The 14,786-nt window shown below is 72.5% G+C and carries 14 protein-coding genes; 7 read left to right on the top strand and 7 right to left on the bottom strand.

All coding sequences use genetic code 11. The features are described 5' to 3' along the window. The first annotated feature begins 74 nt into the window (after window positions 1–74). On the top strand, window positions 75–1,601 hold the full coding sequence (locus tag ASG70_RS08495; RefSeq protein WP_056883413.1) for a hypothetical protein: 1,527 nt from the start codon (window positions 75–77) through the stop codon (window positions 1,599–1,601). Between the two features lie 7 nt (window positions 1,602–1,608). On the opposite strand, the gene ASG70_RS08490 is transcribed toward ASG70_RS08495, so the two are convergent. Together ASG70_RS08490 and ASG70_RS08485 are read right to left on the bottom strand one after the other, a co-directional pair. Further along, entirely contained in the window at window positions 1,609–2,661 is a 1,053-nt protein-coding gene (locus ASG70_RS08490) for an NAD(P)-dependent alcohol dehydrogenase (protein ID WP_056883412.1), read from the bottom strand. 75 nt (window positions 2,662–2,736) lie between these two features. After that, window positions 2,737–3,492, bottom strand: a complete 756-nt coding sequence (locus tag ASG70_RS08485; protein ID WP_235531409.1) for a ParA family protein — start codon at window positions 3,490–3,492, stop codon at window positions 2,737–2,739. 198 nt (window positions 3,493–3,690) lie between these two features. On the opposite strand from ASG70_RS08485, the gene ASG70_RS08480 reads away from it, so the two are divergent. Continuing rightward, complete coding sequence (locus ASG70_RS08480) at window positions 3,691–4,602, top strand: hypothetical protein (protein ID WP_156399899.1); 912 nt, start codon at window positions 3,691–3,693, stop codon at window positions 4,600–4,602. On the opposite strand, the gene ASG70_RS08475 is transcribed toward ASG70_RS08480, so the two are convergent. The 4 genes from ASG70_RS08475 to ASG70_RS08460 are packed head-to-tail and all read right to left on the bottom strand — an operon-like array spanning window position 4,586 to window position 7,415. Then, a complete protein-coding gene (locus ASG70_RS08475; RefSeq protein ID WP_235531408.1) occupies window positions 4,586–5,512 on the bottom strand; it encodes a PD-(D/E)XK nuclease family protein in 927 nt (308 codons plus the stop codon). The genes ASG70_RS08480 and ASG70_RS08475 overlap by 17 nt on opposite strands. A 10-nt stretch (window positions 5,513–5,522) precedes the next feature. After that, window positions 5,523–6,140 carry a MarC family protein gene (locus tag ASG70_RS08470; protein ID WP_056883408.1) on the bottom strand — a complete coding sequence of 206 codons (618 nt, stop codon included), beginning with the start codon at window positions 6,138–6,140 and terminating at the stop codon, window positions 5,523–5,525. Beyond that, window positions 6,137–6,988, bottom strand: coding sequence for a PHP domain-containing protein (locus ASG70_RS08465; RefSeq protein WP_056883407.1), 852 nt, complete (start codon window positions 6,986–6,988; stop codon window positions 6,137–6,139). Before ASG70_RS08465 ends, ASG70_RS08470 begins: the two co-directional genes overlap by 4 nt. 52 nt (window positions 6,989–7,040) lie before the next feature. Beyond that, window positions 7,041–7,415: a YciI family protein gene (locus ASG70_RS08460; protein WP_056883406.1), complete on the bottom strand. Its 375-nt coding sequence runs from the start codon at window positions 7,413–7,415 to the stop codon at window positions 7,041–7,043. A gap of 154 nt (window positions 7,416–7,569) precedes the next feature. On the opposite strand from ASG70_RS08460, the gene ASG70_RS08455 reads away from it, so the two are divergent. Then, complete coding sequence (locus ASG70_RS08455; protein WP_369818890.1) at window positions 7,570–8,097, top strand: MaoC family dehydratase; 528 nt, start codon at window positions 7,570–7,572, stop codon at window positions 8,095–8,097. Window positions 8,098–8,142: 45 nt separating this feature from the next. Here ASG70_RS08455 and ASG70_RS08450 read toward each other — a convergent pair whose 3' ends face one another. Continuing rightward, the gene (locus ASG70_RS08450; RefSeq protein WP_056883404.1) at window positions 8,143–8,679 is read right to left on the bottom strand and encodes a MarR family winged helix-turn-helix transcriptional regulator; all 537 of its coding nucleotides are present in this window, start codon (window positions 8,677–8,679) and stop codon (window positions 8,143–8,145) included. A gap of 196 nt (window positions 8,680–8,875) precedes the next feature. Here ASG70_RS08450 and glpK point away from each other — a divergent pair, with 196 nt between their 5' ends. The 4 genes from glpK to ASG70_RS08430 all read left to right on the top strand — a co-directional run bounded on the left by glpK (window position 8,876) and on the right by ASG70_RS08430 (window position 14,781). Further along, the gene (gene glpK, locus ASG70_RS08445) at window positions 8,876–10,405 is read left to right on the top strand and encodes a glycerol kinase GlpK (RefSeq protein ID WP_056883403.1); all 1,530 of its coding nucleotides are present in this window, start codon (window positions 8,876–8,878) and stop codon (window positions 10,403–10,405) included. Beyond that, on the top strand, window positions 10,402–12,117 hold the full coding sequence (locus ASG70_RS08440) for a glycerol-3-phosphate dehydrogenase/oxidase (RefSeq protein WP_056883402.1): 1,716 nt from the start codon (window positions 10,402–10,404) through the stop codon (window positions 12,115–12,117). The genes glpK and ASG70_RS08440 overlap by 4 nt, the downstream gene beginning before the upstream one ends. A gap of 63 nt (window positions 12,118–12,180) precedes the next feature. Continuing rightward, a complete protein-coding gene (locus ASG70_RS08435; RefSeq protein ID WP_056883401.1) occupies window positions 12,181–13,182 on the top strand; it encodes a DNA topoisomerase IB in 1,002 nt (333 codons plus the stop codon). Window positions 13,183–13,287: 105 nt separating this feature from the next. Then, a complete protein-coding gene (locus ASG70_RS08430; protein ID WP_056883400.1) occupies window positions 13,288–14,781 on the top strand; it encodes an aminopeptidase P family protein in 1,494 nt (497 codons plus the stop codon). Window positions 14,782–14,786: the final 5 nt, after the last annotated feature.

The raw sequence follows: 14,786 nt of genomic DNA, 5'->3' as shown, positions 1-14,786 counted from the left end.
CCGCGGTGGCCGGTCCCGTTGCGAAACGGTCACGACGGCTCCGTACGGGGCCGGGCAGGTGCCATCCTCGCGGCGTGGGTGACATCGCAGCGGGGGTCGGCCGCCGCACCGTGGCGCTCCTGCTCGTGGCCGCGGTCGCGGTCGCAGCGGTGGTCGTCGCCGTGCTGCGGCCGAGCGAGCAGGAGCGGTTCCGCGCATGGCTGCGGGCCCAGCCCGGCGTCGTGGCCGTGCAGCTGGTGGACCAGGCGCTCGCCTCCGGGAGCGCGGCGAGGGCGTTCGAGCCGACGTTGAGGGCGCAGCTCGCCGGCCCACCCGACGTCGCCGTCGTGCAGCGGCTGACCGGGGCCATCGAGGGGTATGCCGCCGAGCACCCTGCCGTCGCCGGCACCACGGTGGAGCTGCGCCACGGCCGCGACGTGGTGCTGGCCTCCACGAGCGCCGGCCCCAACGCCATCGCGCTGCGGGTGCTCCGCTCGATGCAGGCGCTGCCGGCGGTGACCTCGGTGGCCCTGCAGGTGCAGTCGGGCGCCGCTCCCTTCACCGCGACGGTCCGCACCGGCACCGACCTGGTGGCTGCCGCCGACGACCTGGCCGGGGCACTGCCCGAGCCGGGGACGTCCTGGCTCACGGGTGGCACGGCGGTCGCAGTGCGCGACGACGTCGGCCACGAGGTGCGGGTGGGTCCCGGTGCCGTCGTCACACCCTCAGCCGGCCGCGCGTTCGCACTCGCCGTGCAGCAGGACCCGACCCACCCCGTGGTCCTGGTCTCCCGCACCGGGGAGCAGCGCGCGACGAGCGTGATCCGGCTGGCCGGCTCGCCTCGCACGGAGGCGACCGCCGCCGCGCTGCACGACGCCGGGTTCGGCCTCACCCGGCTGGGCCAGCTGGTGGAGGGGCCGGGTGGGCCCATCCCGATGGACGAGCAGGCGTGGGCCTCGGCTGCAGCGCAGGCGCTCTCCCGGGTGCCCGGCGTCGTGGCGGCCACCGTCAACCCCGGCGACCGCGAGCACGACCTCCCCGTCACCGCCGACCTCCGGGTCGTCCCGGAGGTGTCGCTCGGCAGCGTCGTGCGTTCGCTGCCACCGGCCGTCGAGCGCGTCGAGCTCCACACCGCCGCGGCCGCGCCGGACTACGCCCGCGACGACGCCCTCGCGCCCGACCCCGAGGTCGACTGCCCGGCCGCGGCGGACGGCCGCCTCAACCTCGCCTACAGCGGGTCACCGGCGCAGCTCACCCGGGCCGCGAGCTACCTCGCGCTGCTCCTGGCCGCGGCACCGGCCGCCACCTGCGTGCACTGGGCCGAGCCCGCCGAGCACCGGCGACCCACGACCCAGTCGGTCCTGGTGCGCGTCCCCCTGAGGGGGTCGGCCTGGCGGCCGGTCCTGGACGTCGTCCGGGCCCGACGGGCCGACCTCGAGTCGGCGCACCCGGCACTGGTCCTGCTGCTGCCGGTGGCCGGCACGGCGCGGACCGCGGTGCTCAACGTCCCCGAGGGTGCCGCGCCGTCCGTCGGCACCCTCGGAGCAGACACCCGGGAGCAGGAGCGGGAGGCCGAGGCGGCACTTGCGCCGCTCGTCCGCTACTGGGCGACCGGGCGTTGACCGGCGGTCAGGAGCCGATCGTGGCCGTGTCGATGACGAAGCGGTAGCGCACGTCCGACTTCACGACGCGGTCGTAGGCCTCGTCGACCTGGTCGGCGCTGATCGTCTCAATCTCGGCGGCGATGTTGTGCTCGGCGCAGAAGTCGAGCATCTCCTGGGTGAGGGCGATGCCACCGATGTTGGACCCGGCCACCGTCTTGTCGCCGTTGATGAGCGCACCGAACGGCAGCTTCTGCGGGTTCGGCGGCAGGCCGACGGTCACGAACGTGCCGAACGGCTTGAGCAGCGACAGGTACTGCGCCAGGTCGAGGTCCGCGCTGATCGTCGAGATGATCACGTCGAACGAGCCGGCGAGCTCCTCGAAGGTCTTGGCGTCGCTGGTCGCGCGGTAGTCCTTGGCGCCGAAGCGACGGCCGTCCTTCTCCTTGGACAGGCCCTGGCTCAGCACGGTGACGTCGGCGCCCATGGCTGCCGCGATCTGCACGCCCATGTGGCCGAGGCCACCCATGCCGACGATGGCGACCTTGGCGTCAGGGCCGGCGTGGTCGAGCCAGCGCTTGAGCGGGGTGTAGAGCGTGATGCCGGCGCACAGCAGGGGCGCGGCCTTGTCGAGGTCCAGGCCGTCGGGGATGCGGACGACGAACCGGTCGGTCACGACGACCTGCTGGCTGTAGCCACCCTGGGTGGTCGTGCCGTCGACGTCGGTGTCGCCGTAGGTGAAGACGGTCTTCTTCCCGCAGAAGTTCTCGTGACCGGCCTGGCACTGGGCGCACTCGCCGCAGGAGTCGACCATGCAGCCGACGCCGACGCGGTCGCCGACCTTGAACTTCGTGACCTCGGGGCCGACCTCGCTGACGACGCCGGCGATCTCGTGGCCGGGGGTCAGCGGGTAGGACGTCTGGCCCCACTCGCCGCGCACGGTGTGGATGTCGCTGTGGCAGATGCCGGCGAACTTGATGTCGATGCGCACGTCGTCGGCGCGCAGGTCGCGACGCTCCACGGTCGTGGTCTGGAAGCGGCCGTCAGCGGACGGCATGGCCAGGGCTGCAGTGCGGGACATGGTTCTCCTCGGGGGTAGGGGGTCAGTCACCGTCCAGTGACAAGTCCCCGAACCCGGGAGGTATTCCGCCCGCCCTCAGAGTCTTGCGAGCTTCTTCGACAGCCCGGCGGCCACGTCGCGGTACGCCTTGGCGCCCTTGGAGGTGCGCGACGTGGCCAGGATCGACCGTCCGACCGCGGGCGCCTCCGCGAACCGGACCGTCTTCGGGATGGGCGGGTCGAGCACCGGCAGGCCGTAGCGCTCACCCACGTCGGCAAGCACCTCCTGGGCGTGGTTGCTGCGCCCGTCGAACAGCGTGGGCAGGATGCCGAGGACGGCGAGGTCCTTGTTGAGGATGCGCTGCACGTCGGCGACCGTGTCGAGGAGCTGGCCCACGCCACGGTGGCTGAGCATCTCGCACGGCATGGGGATGACCAGCCCCTGGCTGGCGGTGAGGGCGTTGAGGGTCAGCACGCCGAGGCTCGGGGAGCAGTCGAGCAGGATGACGTCGTACTCGGCGCGCACCTCCTCCAGCGCGGTGCGCAGCACGTACTCGCGGCCGGGCCGGGGCAGGAGCTGGGCCTCCGCCCCAGCCAGGTCGATGACGCTGGGCACGAGGTCGACGCCGTCCTCGCAGGTGACGCGCACGTCGGCGATGGTGGCCTTGCCGAGCAGCACCTCGTTGACCGAGGACTCGACCTCGTCCGGGTCGACCCCGAGGCTGAAGGTGAGGCAGGCCTGCGCGTCGAGGTCGACGAGCAGCACCCGCTTGCCCTGCTCGGCGAACGCGGCCCCCAGAGAGGCGACCGAGGTGGTCTTGGCCACGCCGCCCTTCTGGTTGGCGACGGACACGACGACCGCTGGTCTGGTGCGGGCTCTGGCCAACGCGACGGCCTTTCGTGCGGGAGGGCGTGCTGTCCGGGCCAGTCTGTCAGGTGGGTGGGAATCTCCATCGACGCGGCACGTCGACGGTCGACCCCTTATCGTGTGGGGTCAGAGCACGGCAAGAGCTCGGGCGGCACACCTGCCCGGAAGACAGGGGCTTGGCTGGTGGCAGTGCCGCAACACGGTGGCTTGGAGGGCGCCGCACGCGTGGACGTGTCGTTCCCCGATGCGCTGCGCACTGCCGTGAGGCGTAGCGGGCGCAGCCTGGAGTCGCTGCGCCGGCGGCTGGAGGAGCGCGGCTCCCCGGTGAGCATCGCCACGCTCAGCTACTGGCAGTCCGGCCGCAGCCAGCCCCAGCGGTCAGCCTCCCTGCAGGCCGTGGCCCACCTGGAGGAGATCCTCGGCGTGCCCCGCGGGCACCTCGTGAGCAGGCTGGGGCCCCCACGCCGCCCCGGGCCGGCTCGGGGCCTGCCGACGGCGGCGCCGCTCCCGGAGGAGATCCCGCTCGGCCAGCGGGCGCTCGAGGAGCTCGGGTTCGGGGTCCACCACGAGCTGGTCGACGTCACCGTGCACGACACCATCGACGTGGACGCCGCAGGGGTGCAGCGCGTGCGCACCATCCGCAACGTCGTCCGGGCCACCCGTGACGGCGCCCACCGCATCCCCGCCCTGCTGTCGGTCTCGGAGCCCACCGGTGAGGTGGCCGAGTTCGAGGCGGTGAGCGGGTGCCGCATCGGCCGGCAGGTCACCCACGCCCACGAAGGCGTCTTCGCCGCGGAGATCCTGCTCGAGCGTCCGCTGCGGATCGACGAGACGGCGGCGGCCGAGCACCGGGTCGTGTCGCCTCGCGGCGCTGCCCCCGACGACGCGGTGGAGTACTTCCTGCTGCACCGCGTCACCGAGATCATGGTCTGGGTGCGGTTCGACCCGAGCCGGCTCCCGACCGTCGTCGAGACCTACACCGTCGTCGACGGCCGGACCACGACCTCGCTGGTCGACCTCGGCGGCTCGACCAGCGTCCAGCACGTCGTGCACCGCATCGGCCCCGGCCGGGTCGGCATCAGGTGGAGCTTCTGACCCTCGGCGCGCTGCTGGTCACGCTCGCAGGCACGTCCTCCAGCGCGGCCCAGCTCGACTTCTCCGGACCGAACGCCTGGCCTTCCGGGCAGTGCGCCCGGAAGTCGCACCACTGGCACAGCGGGCCGACCGCGGCAGGGAAGCGCGCGGACTCGACCCCGCGCTCGGCGTAGTCGTCCTCCGCCCGCCGTGCGTCACGGGCGATGGACTCGGCCTCGGCGATCTTGCGCTTGAGGGACTCGCCCGTGTGCTCGTGGGCCGCCACCGTCCCGCTGGGCAGGTGGTGCAGCTCGACCCGGACGCAGCGCCGGCGGAACATCTTCCAGGCCGCCGCCGCGTAGAGCGCGAGCGGCAGCGAGGTGCGGGCGTCGTCGTCGGTGGGCTCCCAGCGGCTGGTCTTGTAGTCCACCACCGCGAGCTCGCTGCCCCGGTCGTCGAGCCGGTCGATGCGCCCCTGCAGGGCCAGCACCTCGGTCTTGAGCGACACGGTGCGCTCGATGCCGAGCGGCTGCTCGCCCGGGTCGACGTCGGCGAGGTAGCCGGTCACCTGGCGCTGGGCGCGCTGCCGCCACTGCGCCGACTGGTCGAGGTCACGGAACCCGGCCTCGATCCACGACGTGCGCACGAGCTCGGCGCCGGCGTCGGGCGTGCGCCGGGTGACGGGCAGGTCCCACCAGTCGCGCAGGGCGTTGTGCACGGCGGTGCCGACCGAGGTGTGGGCCCGCTGCGCACGCGGGGGCGGCGAGGGCCGGTCGAGGTACTGCATCCGGTAGCGCCGCGGGCAGTCCACCCAGGCGAGCAGGCGGCTCGGGCTCGCCCGGAACAGGCGCTGCGGCATACCCCCGAACGCCTCCTGCACGAACGCTCCCGGTCGTGCGCTCCCCGTCCCGCCGGGGCTCCCCTGCTCCATGCCCGCCACGCTAGGCGCTGGCACGGACAAAGGCGTGGACGCTGTCGGCCACCATCTGCACCGCGATCGCGGAGAGGAGCAGGCCGGCGATGCGGGTGATGAGGACGGTGCCGCTGTCCTTGAGCACCCGGTGCACCTGGCCGGCGAACCGGAAGAACAGCCACACGACGAACATGGTGGCCACCAGCCCGAGGGCGACGGCGATGTACTGGCTGGGGTGGTTCGCGCGCTGGACCTGCAGCATGGTGGCGACGATGGCGCCGGGGCCGGCGAGCAGAGGGGTGCCCAGCGGCACGAGGGCGACGTTGACGCCGGCGTCGGCGTGCTGCTCCTGCTCGGAACCGGTGAGGAGCTGCAGCGCCACGAGCAGCAGGAGCAGTCCACCGGCGCCCTGCAGGGCGGGCAGCGAGATGTGCAGGTAGGTCAGGATCTGCTGGCCGAACACCGCAAAGAGCACGATCACGCCGAGCGCCACCAGGGAGGCGCGCCGGGCCGCGGCGATCTTCTGCTTCTGGGTCAGGGTGCCGGTGAGGGCCAGGAAGATCGGCAGGGCGCCGGGCGGGTCCATGATCACCAGCAGCGTCACGAAGACCGAGCCGAAGACCTGCAGGTCGATGATGCTGTTCACGCGCTGACCACTCCCACGCCGCTGGTCGCCTCGTCCTCGATCTGCTTCAGGACCTCGGGGGCGGTGGTGTTCTCGCCGAGCCGGTTCTGCTTGCCGGTGCCGTGGTAGTCGCTCGAGCCCGTGGTGAACATCCCCAGCCGCGCGGCCAGCGTGTGCGCGTGGGCGCGCTCGCGGGTGGAGTGGTCGCGGTGGTCGGCCTCGAGGCCCGCCAGCCCGGCGTCGGCCATCTCGGCGACGACCTCGTCGGCGACGGTCCAGCCGCGCGCGTTGGCGAACGGGTGCGCCATCACCGGCACGCCGCCGGCCGCCCGCACGAGCTCTACCGCCCGCACGGCGTCGGGAGCGTAGTGCGAGGCGTAGTACGGGCTGCCGTTGCGCAGCACCTCGGCGAATGCCTCGTCGCGGGTGCCGACGTAGCCGCTCTCGACGAGGGCGTCGGCGATGTGGGGACGCCCCAGCGTGGCCCCCTCGCCGGCGAGTGCGTGGACCTGCTCGAGCGAGACCGGTATGCCGTCGGCCGCCATGGCGGCGACCATGCGGGCGACCCGTGTCTCCCGGGAGTCCTTGGCCCGGACGAGCTCGGCGTGCAGGCCCGGGTGCTCGGGGTCGACGAGGTAGGCGAGCAGGTGCACGCTGATGCCGCGGTGGGTGCACGAGATCTCCACGCCGCGCACGAGGTCGACCCCGAGCTCGAGGGCGGCGGCCTCGGCGGCCGGCCACCCGGAGTACGTGTCGTGGTCGGTCAGTGCCACGACGTCGAGGCCGGCCTGCGCGGCCGACCGGACGACCTCCGCCGGCAGCTGCGTGCCGTCGCTCGCCGAGGAGTGGGTATGGAGGTCGATCTGCACGACCCAAGGGTAGGGGCACCGGCGGGCCGGTCCGGCCAGCCGGTGGCGCGCCTCAGCCGGCCAGGGGGCGCAGCTCGACCGTCTCCCCCGGGCCGGAGAACCTCGCTGCCAGCTCCTCGGCCCGGGCCTGGTCGGCGACATCGATGAGGAAGAACCCGGCGAAGTGCTCGACCGTCTCGGCGTACGGCCCGTCGGTGACCTTGCGCCGGCCGCCCTCCCAGCGGAAGAGACGGGCGTCGCGGGGGTCGCCCAGCGCCTGGCTGCCGACCAGCTCCCCCCGCTCGGACAGGTCCTGCAGGAGCGCGTCGAAGTCGGCGCCCAGCCGCTCGCGCTCGCCAGCCGGGAGCGACTGGTACTCGGGCAGGAAGTCGCTGGTGGGGTGACCCCACGGCCGGGGGTTGGAGTGCATGAGGATGACGTACTTCATGGGCGGTGTCCCTGTCTCGGGTGCTGGTGGCCGGTGCGGCCCTGACACCACCCTGACGGTCGACACGCGACATCCTCGACATTTCCCTGCCGAAGATCTTCTGTGAGCGAACGCACGCCTGCCCCGGTGTCGCCCGGCGCTGGTCCTCGGCAGGATGGCCCCCATGCAGTTCGGACGCAGCTACGAGGAGTTCGAGGTCGGTGCCGTCTACAAGCACTGGCCCGGCAAGACGGTGACCGAGTACGACGACCACCTGTTCTGCCTCCTGACCATGAACCACCACCCCCTGCACCTCGACGCCAACTACGCCGAGAACACCACGCAGTTCGGCAAGAACGTCGTGGTGGGCAACTACATCTACTCGTTGCTGCTGGGCATGTCCGTCCCCGATGTCTCGGGCAAGGCCATCGCCAACCTCGAGGTCGAGTCGCTGCGCCACGTCGCGCCGACCTTCCACGGCGACACGATCTACGGCCAGACCGAGGTCCTCGACAAGTGGGAGTCGACGTCCAAGGACGACCGCGGCGTCGTCCACGTCGAGACCAAGGGCTACAAGCAGGACGGCACGCTCGTCTGCATCTTCCGCCGCAAGGTGATGGTGCCCAAGGACAGCTACCTCGCCGCCCGCGGCGGTGAGCAGCCCGGCCGCCCCGAGCTGGTCGAGCCCGCCCCCGAGAGCTAGGCCGGACGAGTCCGCGGCGGCCACCGCGGGCCGAGTCGGCGGCAGTCACCACGCCAGGGGGCGGTCGGCCTCGACCAGGGCGAGGACGGCGAGCTCGTCCGCCATGGCCACGAGCCGGTCCTCGCCGACGGACTCTGCCACCGTGGTCACTGCCACGAACAGCTGGCGCCGCAGCTCGCCCAGCAGCTCCTCCCCCTCCGGCGTGGTGGTGACGAGGCGTGCTCGCGCATCCAGGGGGCTGGGGGCCGTGTCGACCAGTCCCCGGCCGACCAGCTCCTTCACCAGCCGGCTGGTCGCCTGCGGGCTGATGCGCAGGCGGTGGGCCACGCTCACGATCGGCCCACCGCGACGTGCAAGCACCAGGACGTGCAGGGCGGTCAGCGGCAAGTTCGTGACGCTGGCACGGTCGAGCAGCTTCGCGAGCACGTCGTCGACGGCACGCGATGCCTCTCGCAAGGTGAACGGCAGGTGGTCGATGCGCTCGTCGAGCTCGGCCGCCTCGCGTCGCTCGTCCGCCTGCCGCGCCAGCCACTGCCACTCGCGGTCCTCGGCAGCCACCCAGCCGTCGTCGTACTCCCCCACGTCTTCCTCCCGATCACCCCGCCGACCCGCACCAGTCTGTGTCCGGAACACGAACCTGGGTTTCGGATATCCACACCCCAGGTTCGCGGTGCTCACCGCACGTCCCGCGCTCCCCGGATGGGCGGCCACGGCCGCCGAGGGGAGTCGGGTGGGGACGCGCCGGGAGGGGGCTTGTCGGCGCCACTAGGGTCGGGGCATGGCCGATTTCGTCGGAGCGGTTGACCAGGGAACGACGAGCACGCGGTTCATGGTGTTCGACCACGACGGAGCCGAGGTCGGCAGGCGCCAGCTCGAGCACGAGCAGATCCTCCCCCGCGCCGGATGGGTCGAGCACAGCCCGCTGGAGATCTGGGAGCGCACCCAGACCGTCATCGCCTCGACCCTGGCGCGGCTCGACCTGCAGGCCTCCGACCTGGCGGCCCTCGGCATCACCAACCAGCGCGAGACCACCGTGGTCTGGAACCGCCGGACCGGCCGCCCGCTGCACAACGCGATCGTCTGGCAGGACACCCGCACCGACCGGATCGCTCGCGCCCTGGACCAGTCCGGCCGGGGTGACGTCATCCGAGAGCGCGCCGGCATCCCCCCGGCTGCCTACTTCGCCGCAGGCAAGGTGCAGTGGGTCCTCGAGAACGTCGACGGTGCCCGGGCCGCCGCGGAGAAGGGCGACGCGATCTTCGGCACCATCGACACCTGGCTGCTGTGGAACCTCACAGGCGGGACCGACGGCGGCGTCCACGTCACCGACGTCACCAACGCCAGCCGCACGATGCTGATGGACCTGCGCACCCTCGACTGGGACGACGAGCTGCTGTCCTTCTTCGACATCCCGCGCTCGATGCTTCCCGAGATCCGGCCGAGCTCGGACCCCCGGCTGTACGGCACGACACGGGCCGGCGGGCCCCTCGGCGGCGAGGTGGCCCTGTCCGGCGACCTCGGCGACCAGCACGCAGCCACCGTGGGCCAGGTCTGCTTCAGCCCCGGCGAGGCCAAGAACACCTACGGCACCGGCAACTTCATGCTCCTCAACACCGGCGAGGAGATCGTCCGCAGCAAGTCGGGGCTCCTCACCACCGTCGCCTACCAGCTCGGCGACGCCCAGCCGGTCTACGCGCTCGAGGGCTCGATCGCCGTCACCGGGTCGGCGGTGCAGTGGCTGCGCGACCAGCTCGGCATCATCTCCGGCGCCAGCGACGTCGAGCGCCTCGCCCGCTCGGTCGACGATGCCGGCGGGATGTACTTCGTCCCGGCGTTCTCCGGGCTCTTCGCCCCCTACTGGAGACCGGACGCCCGCGGCGCCATCGTCGGCATGAGCAGGTTCAACACCAACGCCCACCTCGCGCGGGCCACGCTCGAGGCGATCTGTTACCAGAGCCGCGACGTCGCCGACGCCATGACCGCCGACTCCGGGGTCGAGCTCGAGGTGCTCAAGGTCGACGGCGGGGTCACGGCCAACAGCCTCTGCATGCAGCTCCAGGCCGACATCCTCGGCGTCCCCGTCTCACGCCCTGTGGTCGCCGAGACCACCGCGCTGGGCGCGGCCTACGCTGCTGGTCTGGCCACCGGCTTCTGGAAGGACACGCAGGAGCTGCGCGCCAACTGGCAGGAGTCCGAGCGGTGGTCGCCCAGCTGGAGCGACAAGCAGCGCGCCGACGGGTACGCCGGGTGGCGCAAGGCCGTGCAGCGCACCCTTGACTGGGTCGACGTCGACGAGGAGCAGGCATGAGCACCGGATCCGCCGCAGGGCTGTCGCCGCAGGCGAGGCAGCAGGCCATCGAGGCACTCAGGTCCGGCGAGGAGCTCGAGCTGCTGGTCATCGGCGGCGGTGTCGTCGGCAGCGGCACGGCCCTCGACGCCGTCACCCGCGGGCTGTCCACCGGGCTCATCGAGCAGCGCGACTTCGCCAGCGGGACCTCCTCGCGCTCCAGCAAGCTCATCCACGGCGGCCTGCGCTACCTCGAGATGCTCGACTTCGCCCTGGTCAAGGAGGCCCTGCACGAGCGCGGGCTGCTGCTGACCCGCCTGGCGCCCCACCTCGTGCGCCCTGTCCCGTTCCTCTACCCGCTCAACCACCACGTGTGGGAGCGCGCCTACGTCGGCTCGGGCATCGCCCTCTACGACGCCATGGCGATGGCCTCGAGCGGCGGTGCCGGCCTGCCCCACCACCGCCACCTCACGCGGCGCCAGGCGCTGCGGCTCATGCCCAGCCTGAGGAGCGACGCCCTCACCGGCGCGGTCCAGTACTACGACGCCCAGGTCGACGACGCCCGCCACACCATGGAGCTCGCGCGCACCGCGGCCCACTACGGCGCCCACGTCGCCAATCGCGTCGCGGCCATCGGCTTCCTGCGCCAGGGCGAGCGCGTCACCGGGGTCCGGGCGATCGACAAGCTCACCGACGAGGAGTTCGTCATCAACGCCCGGCAGATCGTCAACGCGACCGGCGTCTGGACCGACGACACCCAGGCGATGGTCGGCGAGCGCGGACAGTTCCACGTCCGGGCGTCCAAGGGCATCCACCTGGTCGTCCCACGCGACCGCATCCACTCCTCGACGGGCCTGATCCTGCGCACCGAGAAGTCGGTCCTCTTCGTGATCCCGTGGGGCCGCCACTGGATCATCGGCACCACGGACACCGACTGGGCGCTCGACAAGGCCCACCCCGCAGCCACCCGCGTCGACATCGACTACGTGCTCGACCACGTCAACCGGGTCCTGCAGACGCCGCTGACCCACGAGGACGTCGAGGGCGTCTACGCCGGCCTGCGCCCCCTGCTCGCGGGGGAGTCCGAGTCGACGAGCAAGCTCTCGCGCGAGCACGTCGTGGCCCACAGCGCCCCCGGTCTCGTCGTGGTCGCGGGTGGCAAGTACACGACGTACCGGGTCATGGCCAAGGACGCCGTCGACGAGGCGGTGCAGGCCATCTCGCGCCGGGTCCCCGAGTCCACCACCGACACCGTGCCCCTGGTCGGCGCGGTCGGCTTCCCCGCCGTGTGGAACCAGCGGCACACCCTCGCCAAGGACGCCGGCCTGCACGTCGCGCGCGTGGAGCACCTGCTGCGCCGGTACGGCGTGCTGGCCCAGGAGGTGCTCGACCTCGTCGCCGAGCGCCCCGAGCTCGGCGAGCCCCTCGAGGGCGCCGAGGACCACCTGCGCGCGGAGGTCGTGTACGCCGCGTCGCACGAGGGTGCGCTGCACCTCACCGACGTGCTCACGCGCCGTACCCGGATCTCCATCGAGGCCTGGGACCGGGGGGTGTCGGCGGCGCCGCACGCCGCCGCGCTGGTGGCCCCGGTGCTGGGCTGGAACGAGCAGCGGACCGCCGAGGAGATCGCGATGTACCTCGGGCGGGTCGAGGCGGAGCGGGTCAGCCAGACGATGCCCGACGACGCCTCCGCCGACAAGGCACGGCGCAGCGGTCCCGACGACCGGATCTGACCCGCAGTCCTCCAGCACCTCTCCGACAGGGCCTGACCTGCGGTTCTCGCTTAGGGTCCGGTCATGGCTCGCTTGCGCACCGTCTCCCCCGCCTCCCGCGGCTGGACCCGCCGTCGGGCGGGCAAGGGCTTCGTCTACCTCGACGCCGACGGGGTGCGCCTGCCCGCCGAGGAGGTCGAGCGCATCCGGTCCCTGGCGATCCCGCCAGCGTGGAGCAACGTGTGGATCTGCCCCGCCCCCAACGGGCACATCCAGGCCGTCGGCACCGACGTCGCGGGCCGGCGCCAGTACCTCTACCACCCCGACTGGCGGGTGAAGCGGGACGCGGCGAAGTTCGACCGCGTGCTCGGCGCCGCCACCCGCCTCCCAGCCGCCCGCAAGCGCGTGCTGAGCGACCTCGCCGCCGAGGGGATGCCAATGCACCGGGCGGCCGCCGCCGCCGTGCGCCTGCTCGACCTCGGCTACTTCCGCATCGGCAACGACGCCTACACCGAGGACAACGGGTCGTTCGGGCTGACGACGCTGGAGCGCCAGCACGTGCGCCGCAAGGGCGACGTCATCGTGTTCTGCTTCGTGGGGAAGTCAGGCATCGAGCACTGCATCGAGATCGACGACTCCGCTGCCATCGAGGCGCTGGAGCGGATGCGCCGCCGTCGCTCGGCCAGCAAGCGGCTGCTGGCCTACCAGGACCGCAGCCGGTGGGCCGACCTGGACGCGACGACCGTCAACGCCTACCTGCGCGAGCTGCTCGGCGGCGAGATGACCGCCAAGGACTTCCGCACCTGGCACGCGACGGTGCTCGCCGCGGTGGCCCTGCGTTCCAGCACCGAGCCCGGCGACACCAAGGCCTCGCGCAAGCGCGCCATCAAGGCGGCCGTCGAGGAGGTCGCCAGCTACCTCGGCAACACCCCGACCATCGCCAAGAGCTCCTACATCGACCCCCGGGTGCTCGACAGCTACGAGTCCGGCACCCTCATCGACGTCGACCCGAGCCGCTTCCGCAGTCCGGAGCGTCGTCAGGTGGCCATCGAGAAGGCCGTGCTCGCCCTGCTGTCCCCCAGCTGACCAGCAGCCGATGACCAGCCGACCGATCAGCAGCCCGGCCGGCTGACCAACCCGGCTCTCCCCCGGCGCCTGCCGCACGGCGGACGACCGTGGCACGATGCGGGGGTGAGCAGCGAAGAGCAGACCAAGCCGGAGAACCGCGCCCGCCCCACGACCGACGAGTTCCGGGCGTTCGTGGCCGAGGACTGGGCCCCGCGCCCACCGGGGCCGAGCGGGCTGAGCGAGGCCGCCCGGTACGCCGCCGAGCGTCGCGCCGCGGTCAGCAAGGCCTTCGAGGGCGACCGGCTCGTCGTCCCCGCCGGGGGCCTGAAGGTGCGCACCAACGACACCGACTACGTCTTCCGTCCCCACACCGCCTTCGTCCACCTCACCGGGCTGGGTGGCGACCGCGAGCCGGACGCCGTCCTCGTGATGGAGCCCCGTGACGACGGCACCCACGAGGCGGTCCTGTACTTCCGCCCCCTCGCAGGTCGCGACAGCGACGAGTTCTTCGCCGACGCCCGGTACGGCGAGTTCTGGGTCGGGGCACGCCCCACCCTCGAGGACGTCGAGACCGAGCTCGGGGTCACCGCCCGCCACATCGACGAGTTCGCCGACGCCGTCGCCAAGGACTCGGGCGAGGTGACGGTGCGCCTGGTCCGCGACGCCGACCGTGACCTGACCCGGCAGCTCGACGAGTCTCGCGCGCACGAGAACACCGACCACGACGCGCTCTCCGAGACCGATGACGAGCTCGCCCACTTCCTCTCCCACCTGCGGATGACCAAGGACGAGTGGGAGGTCGAGGAGATGCGCAAGGCCGTCGAGGCGACGCACCACGGGTTCGAGGCCGTCATCGCCGACCTGCCCGAGGCCGTCGCCAAGGGCCGCGGCGAGCGCTGGGTCGAGGGCGTCTTCGGCCTCACCGCGCGCCACGAGGGCAACGGCGTCGGCTACGACTCGATCTGCGCCGCCGGCGACCACGCCACCACGCTGCACTGGATCAAGAACACCGGCGAGATCCGCGAGGGCGACCTCGTCCTGCTCGACGCCGGCGTCGAGGTCGACTCCCTCTTCACCGCCGACATCACCCGCACCCTCCCGGCGAGCGGCACGTTCACCGACGCGCAGCGCGAGGTCTACGACGCCGTGTACGCCGCGCAGGAGGCGGGCCTCGCCGCGGTGAAGCCGGGCAACAAGTTCTCCGACGTGCACGCCGCCGCCATCCGCGTCATCGCCGAGCACCTGCACGCCTGGGGCCTGCTTCCCGAGGGCGTCGACGTGGAGGGGACGCTCGACAAGGAGCACGGCCAGTACCACCGTCGCTGGATGGTCCACGGCACGAGCCACCACCTCGGCCTCGACGTCCACGACTGCGCCCTCGCGACCCGCGAGGAGTACATGGACGCCGAGCTGCAGCCCGGCATGGTGCTGACCGTCGAGCCGGGGCTCTACTTCAAGGCCGACGACCTCAAGGCGCCCGAGAGGTTCCGCGGCATCGGCGTGCGCATCGAGGACGACGTCCTCGTGACGGCCGACGGCCACGAGAACCTGTCCGCCGGCATGCCCCGCACGTCCGCCGACGTGGAGGCGTGGATCCGCGAGGTCCAGTCCCGCTGAGGCCG

Source organism: Phycicoccus sp. Soil748 (assembly GCF_001428025.1).
Lineage (GTDB): Bacteria > Actinomycetota > Actinomycetes > Actinomycetales > Dermatophilaceae > Pedococcus.
This window is presented reverse-complemented; position numbering and strand designations above follow the sequence as displayed.

Coding starts and splice junctions, on each gene's coding strand:
- ASG70_RS08490 (WP_056883412.1), bottom strand. CDS start 2,661: ATGTCCCGCACTGCAGCCCTGGCCATGCCGTCCGCTGACGGCCGCTTC.
- ASG70_RS08475 (WP_235531408.1), bottom strand. CDS start 5,512: ATGGAGCAGGGGAGCCCCGGCGGGACGGGGAGCGCACGACCGGGAGCG.
- ASG70_RS08460 (WP_056883406.1), bottom strand. CDS start 7,415: ATGAAGTACGTCATCCTCATGCACTCCAACCCCCGGCCGTGGGGTCAC.
- ASG70_RS08455 (WP_369818890.1), top strand. CDS start 7,570: ATGGCCCCCATGCAGTTCGGACGCAGCTACGAGGAGTTCGAGGTCGGT.
- glpK (WP_056883403.1), top strand. CDS start 8,876: ATGGCCGATTTCGTCGGAGCGGTTGACCAGGGAACGACGAGCACGCGG.
- ASG70_RS08440 (WP_056883402.1), top strand. CDS start 10,402: ATGAGCACCGGATCCGCCGCAGGGCTGTCGCCGCAGGCGAGGCAGCAG.
- ASG70_RS08435 (WP_056883401.1), top strand. CDS start 12,181: ATGGCTCGCTTGCGCACCGTCTCCCCCGCCTCCCGCGGCTGGACCCGC.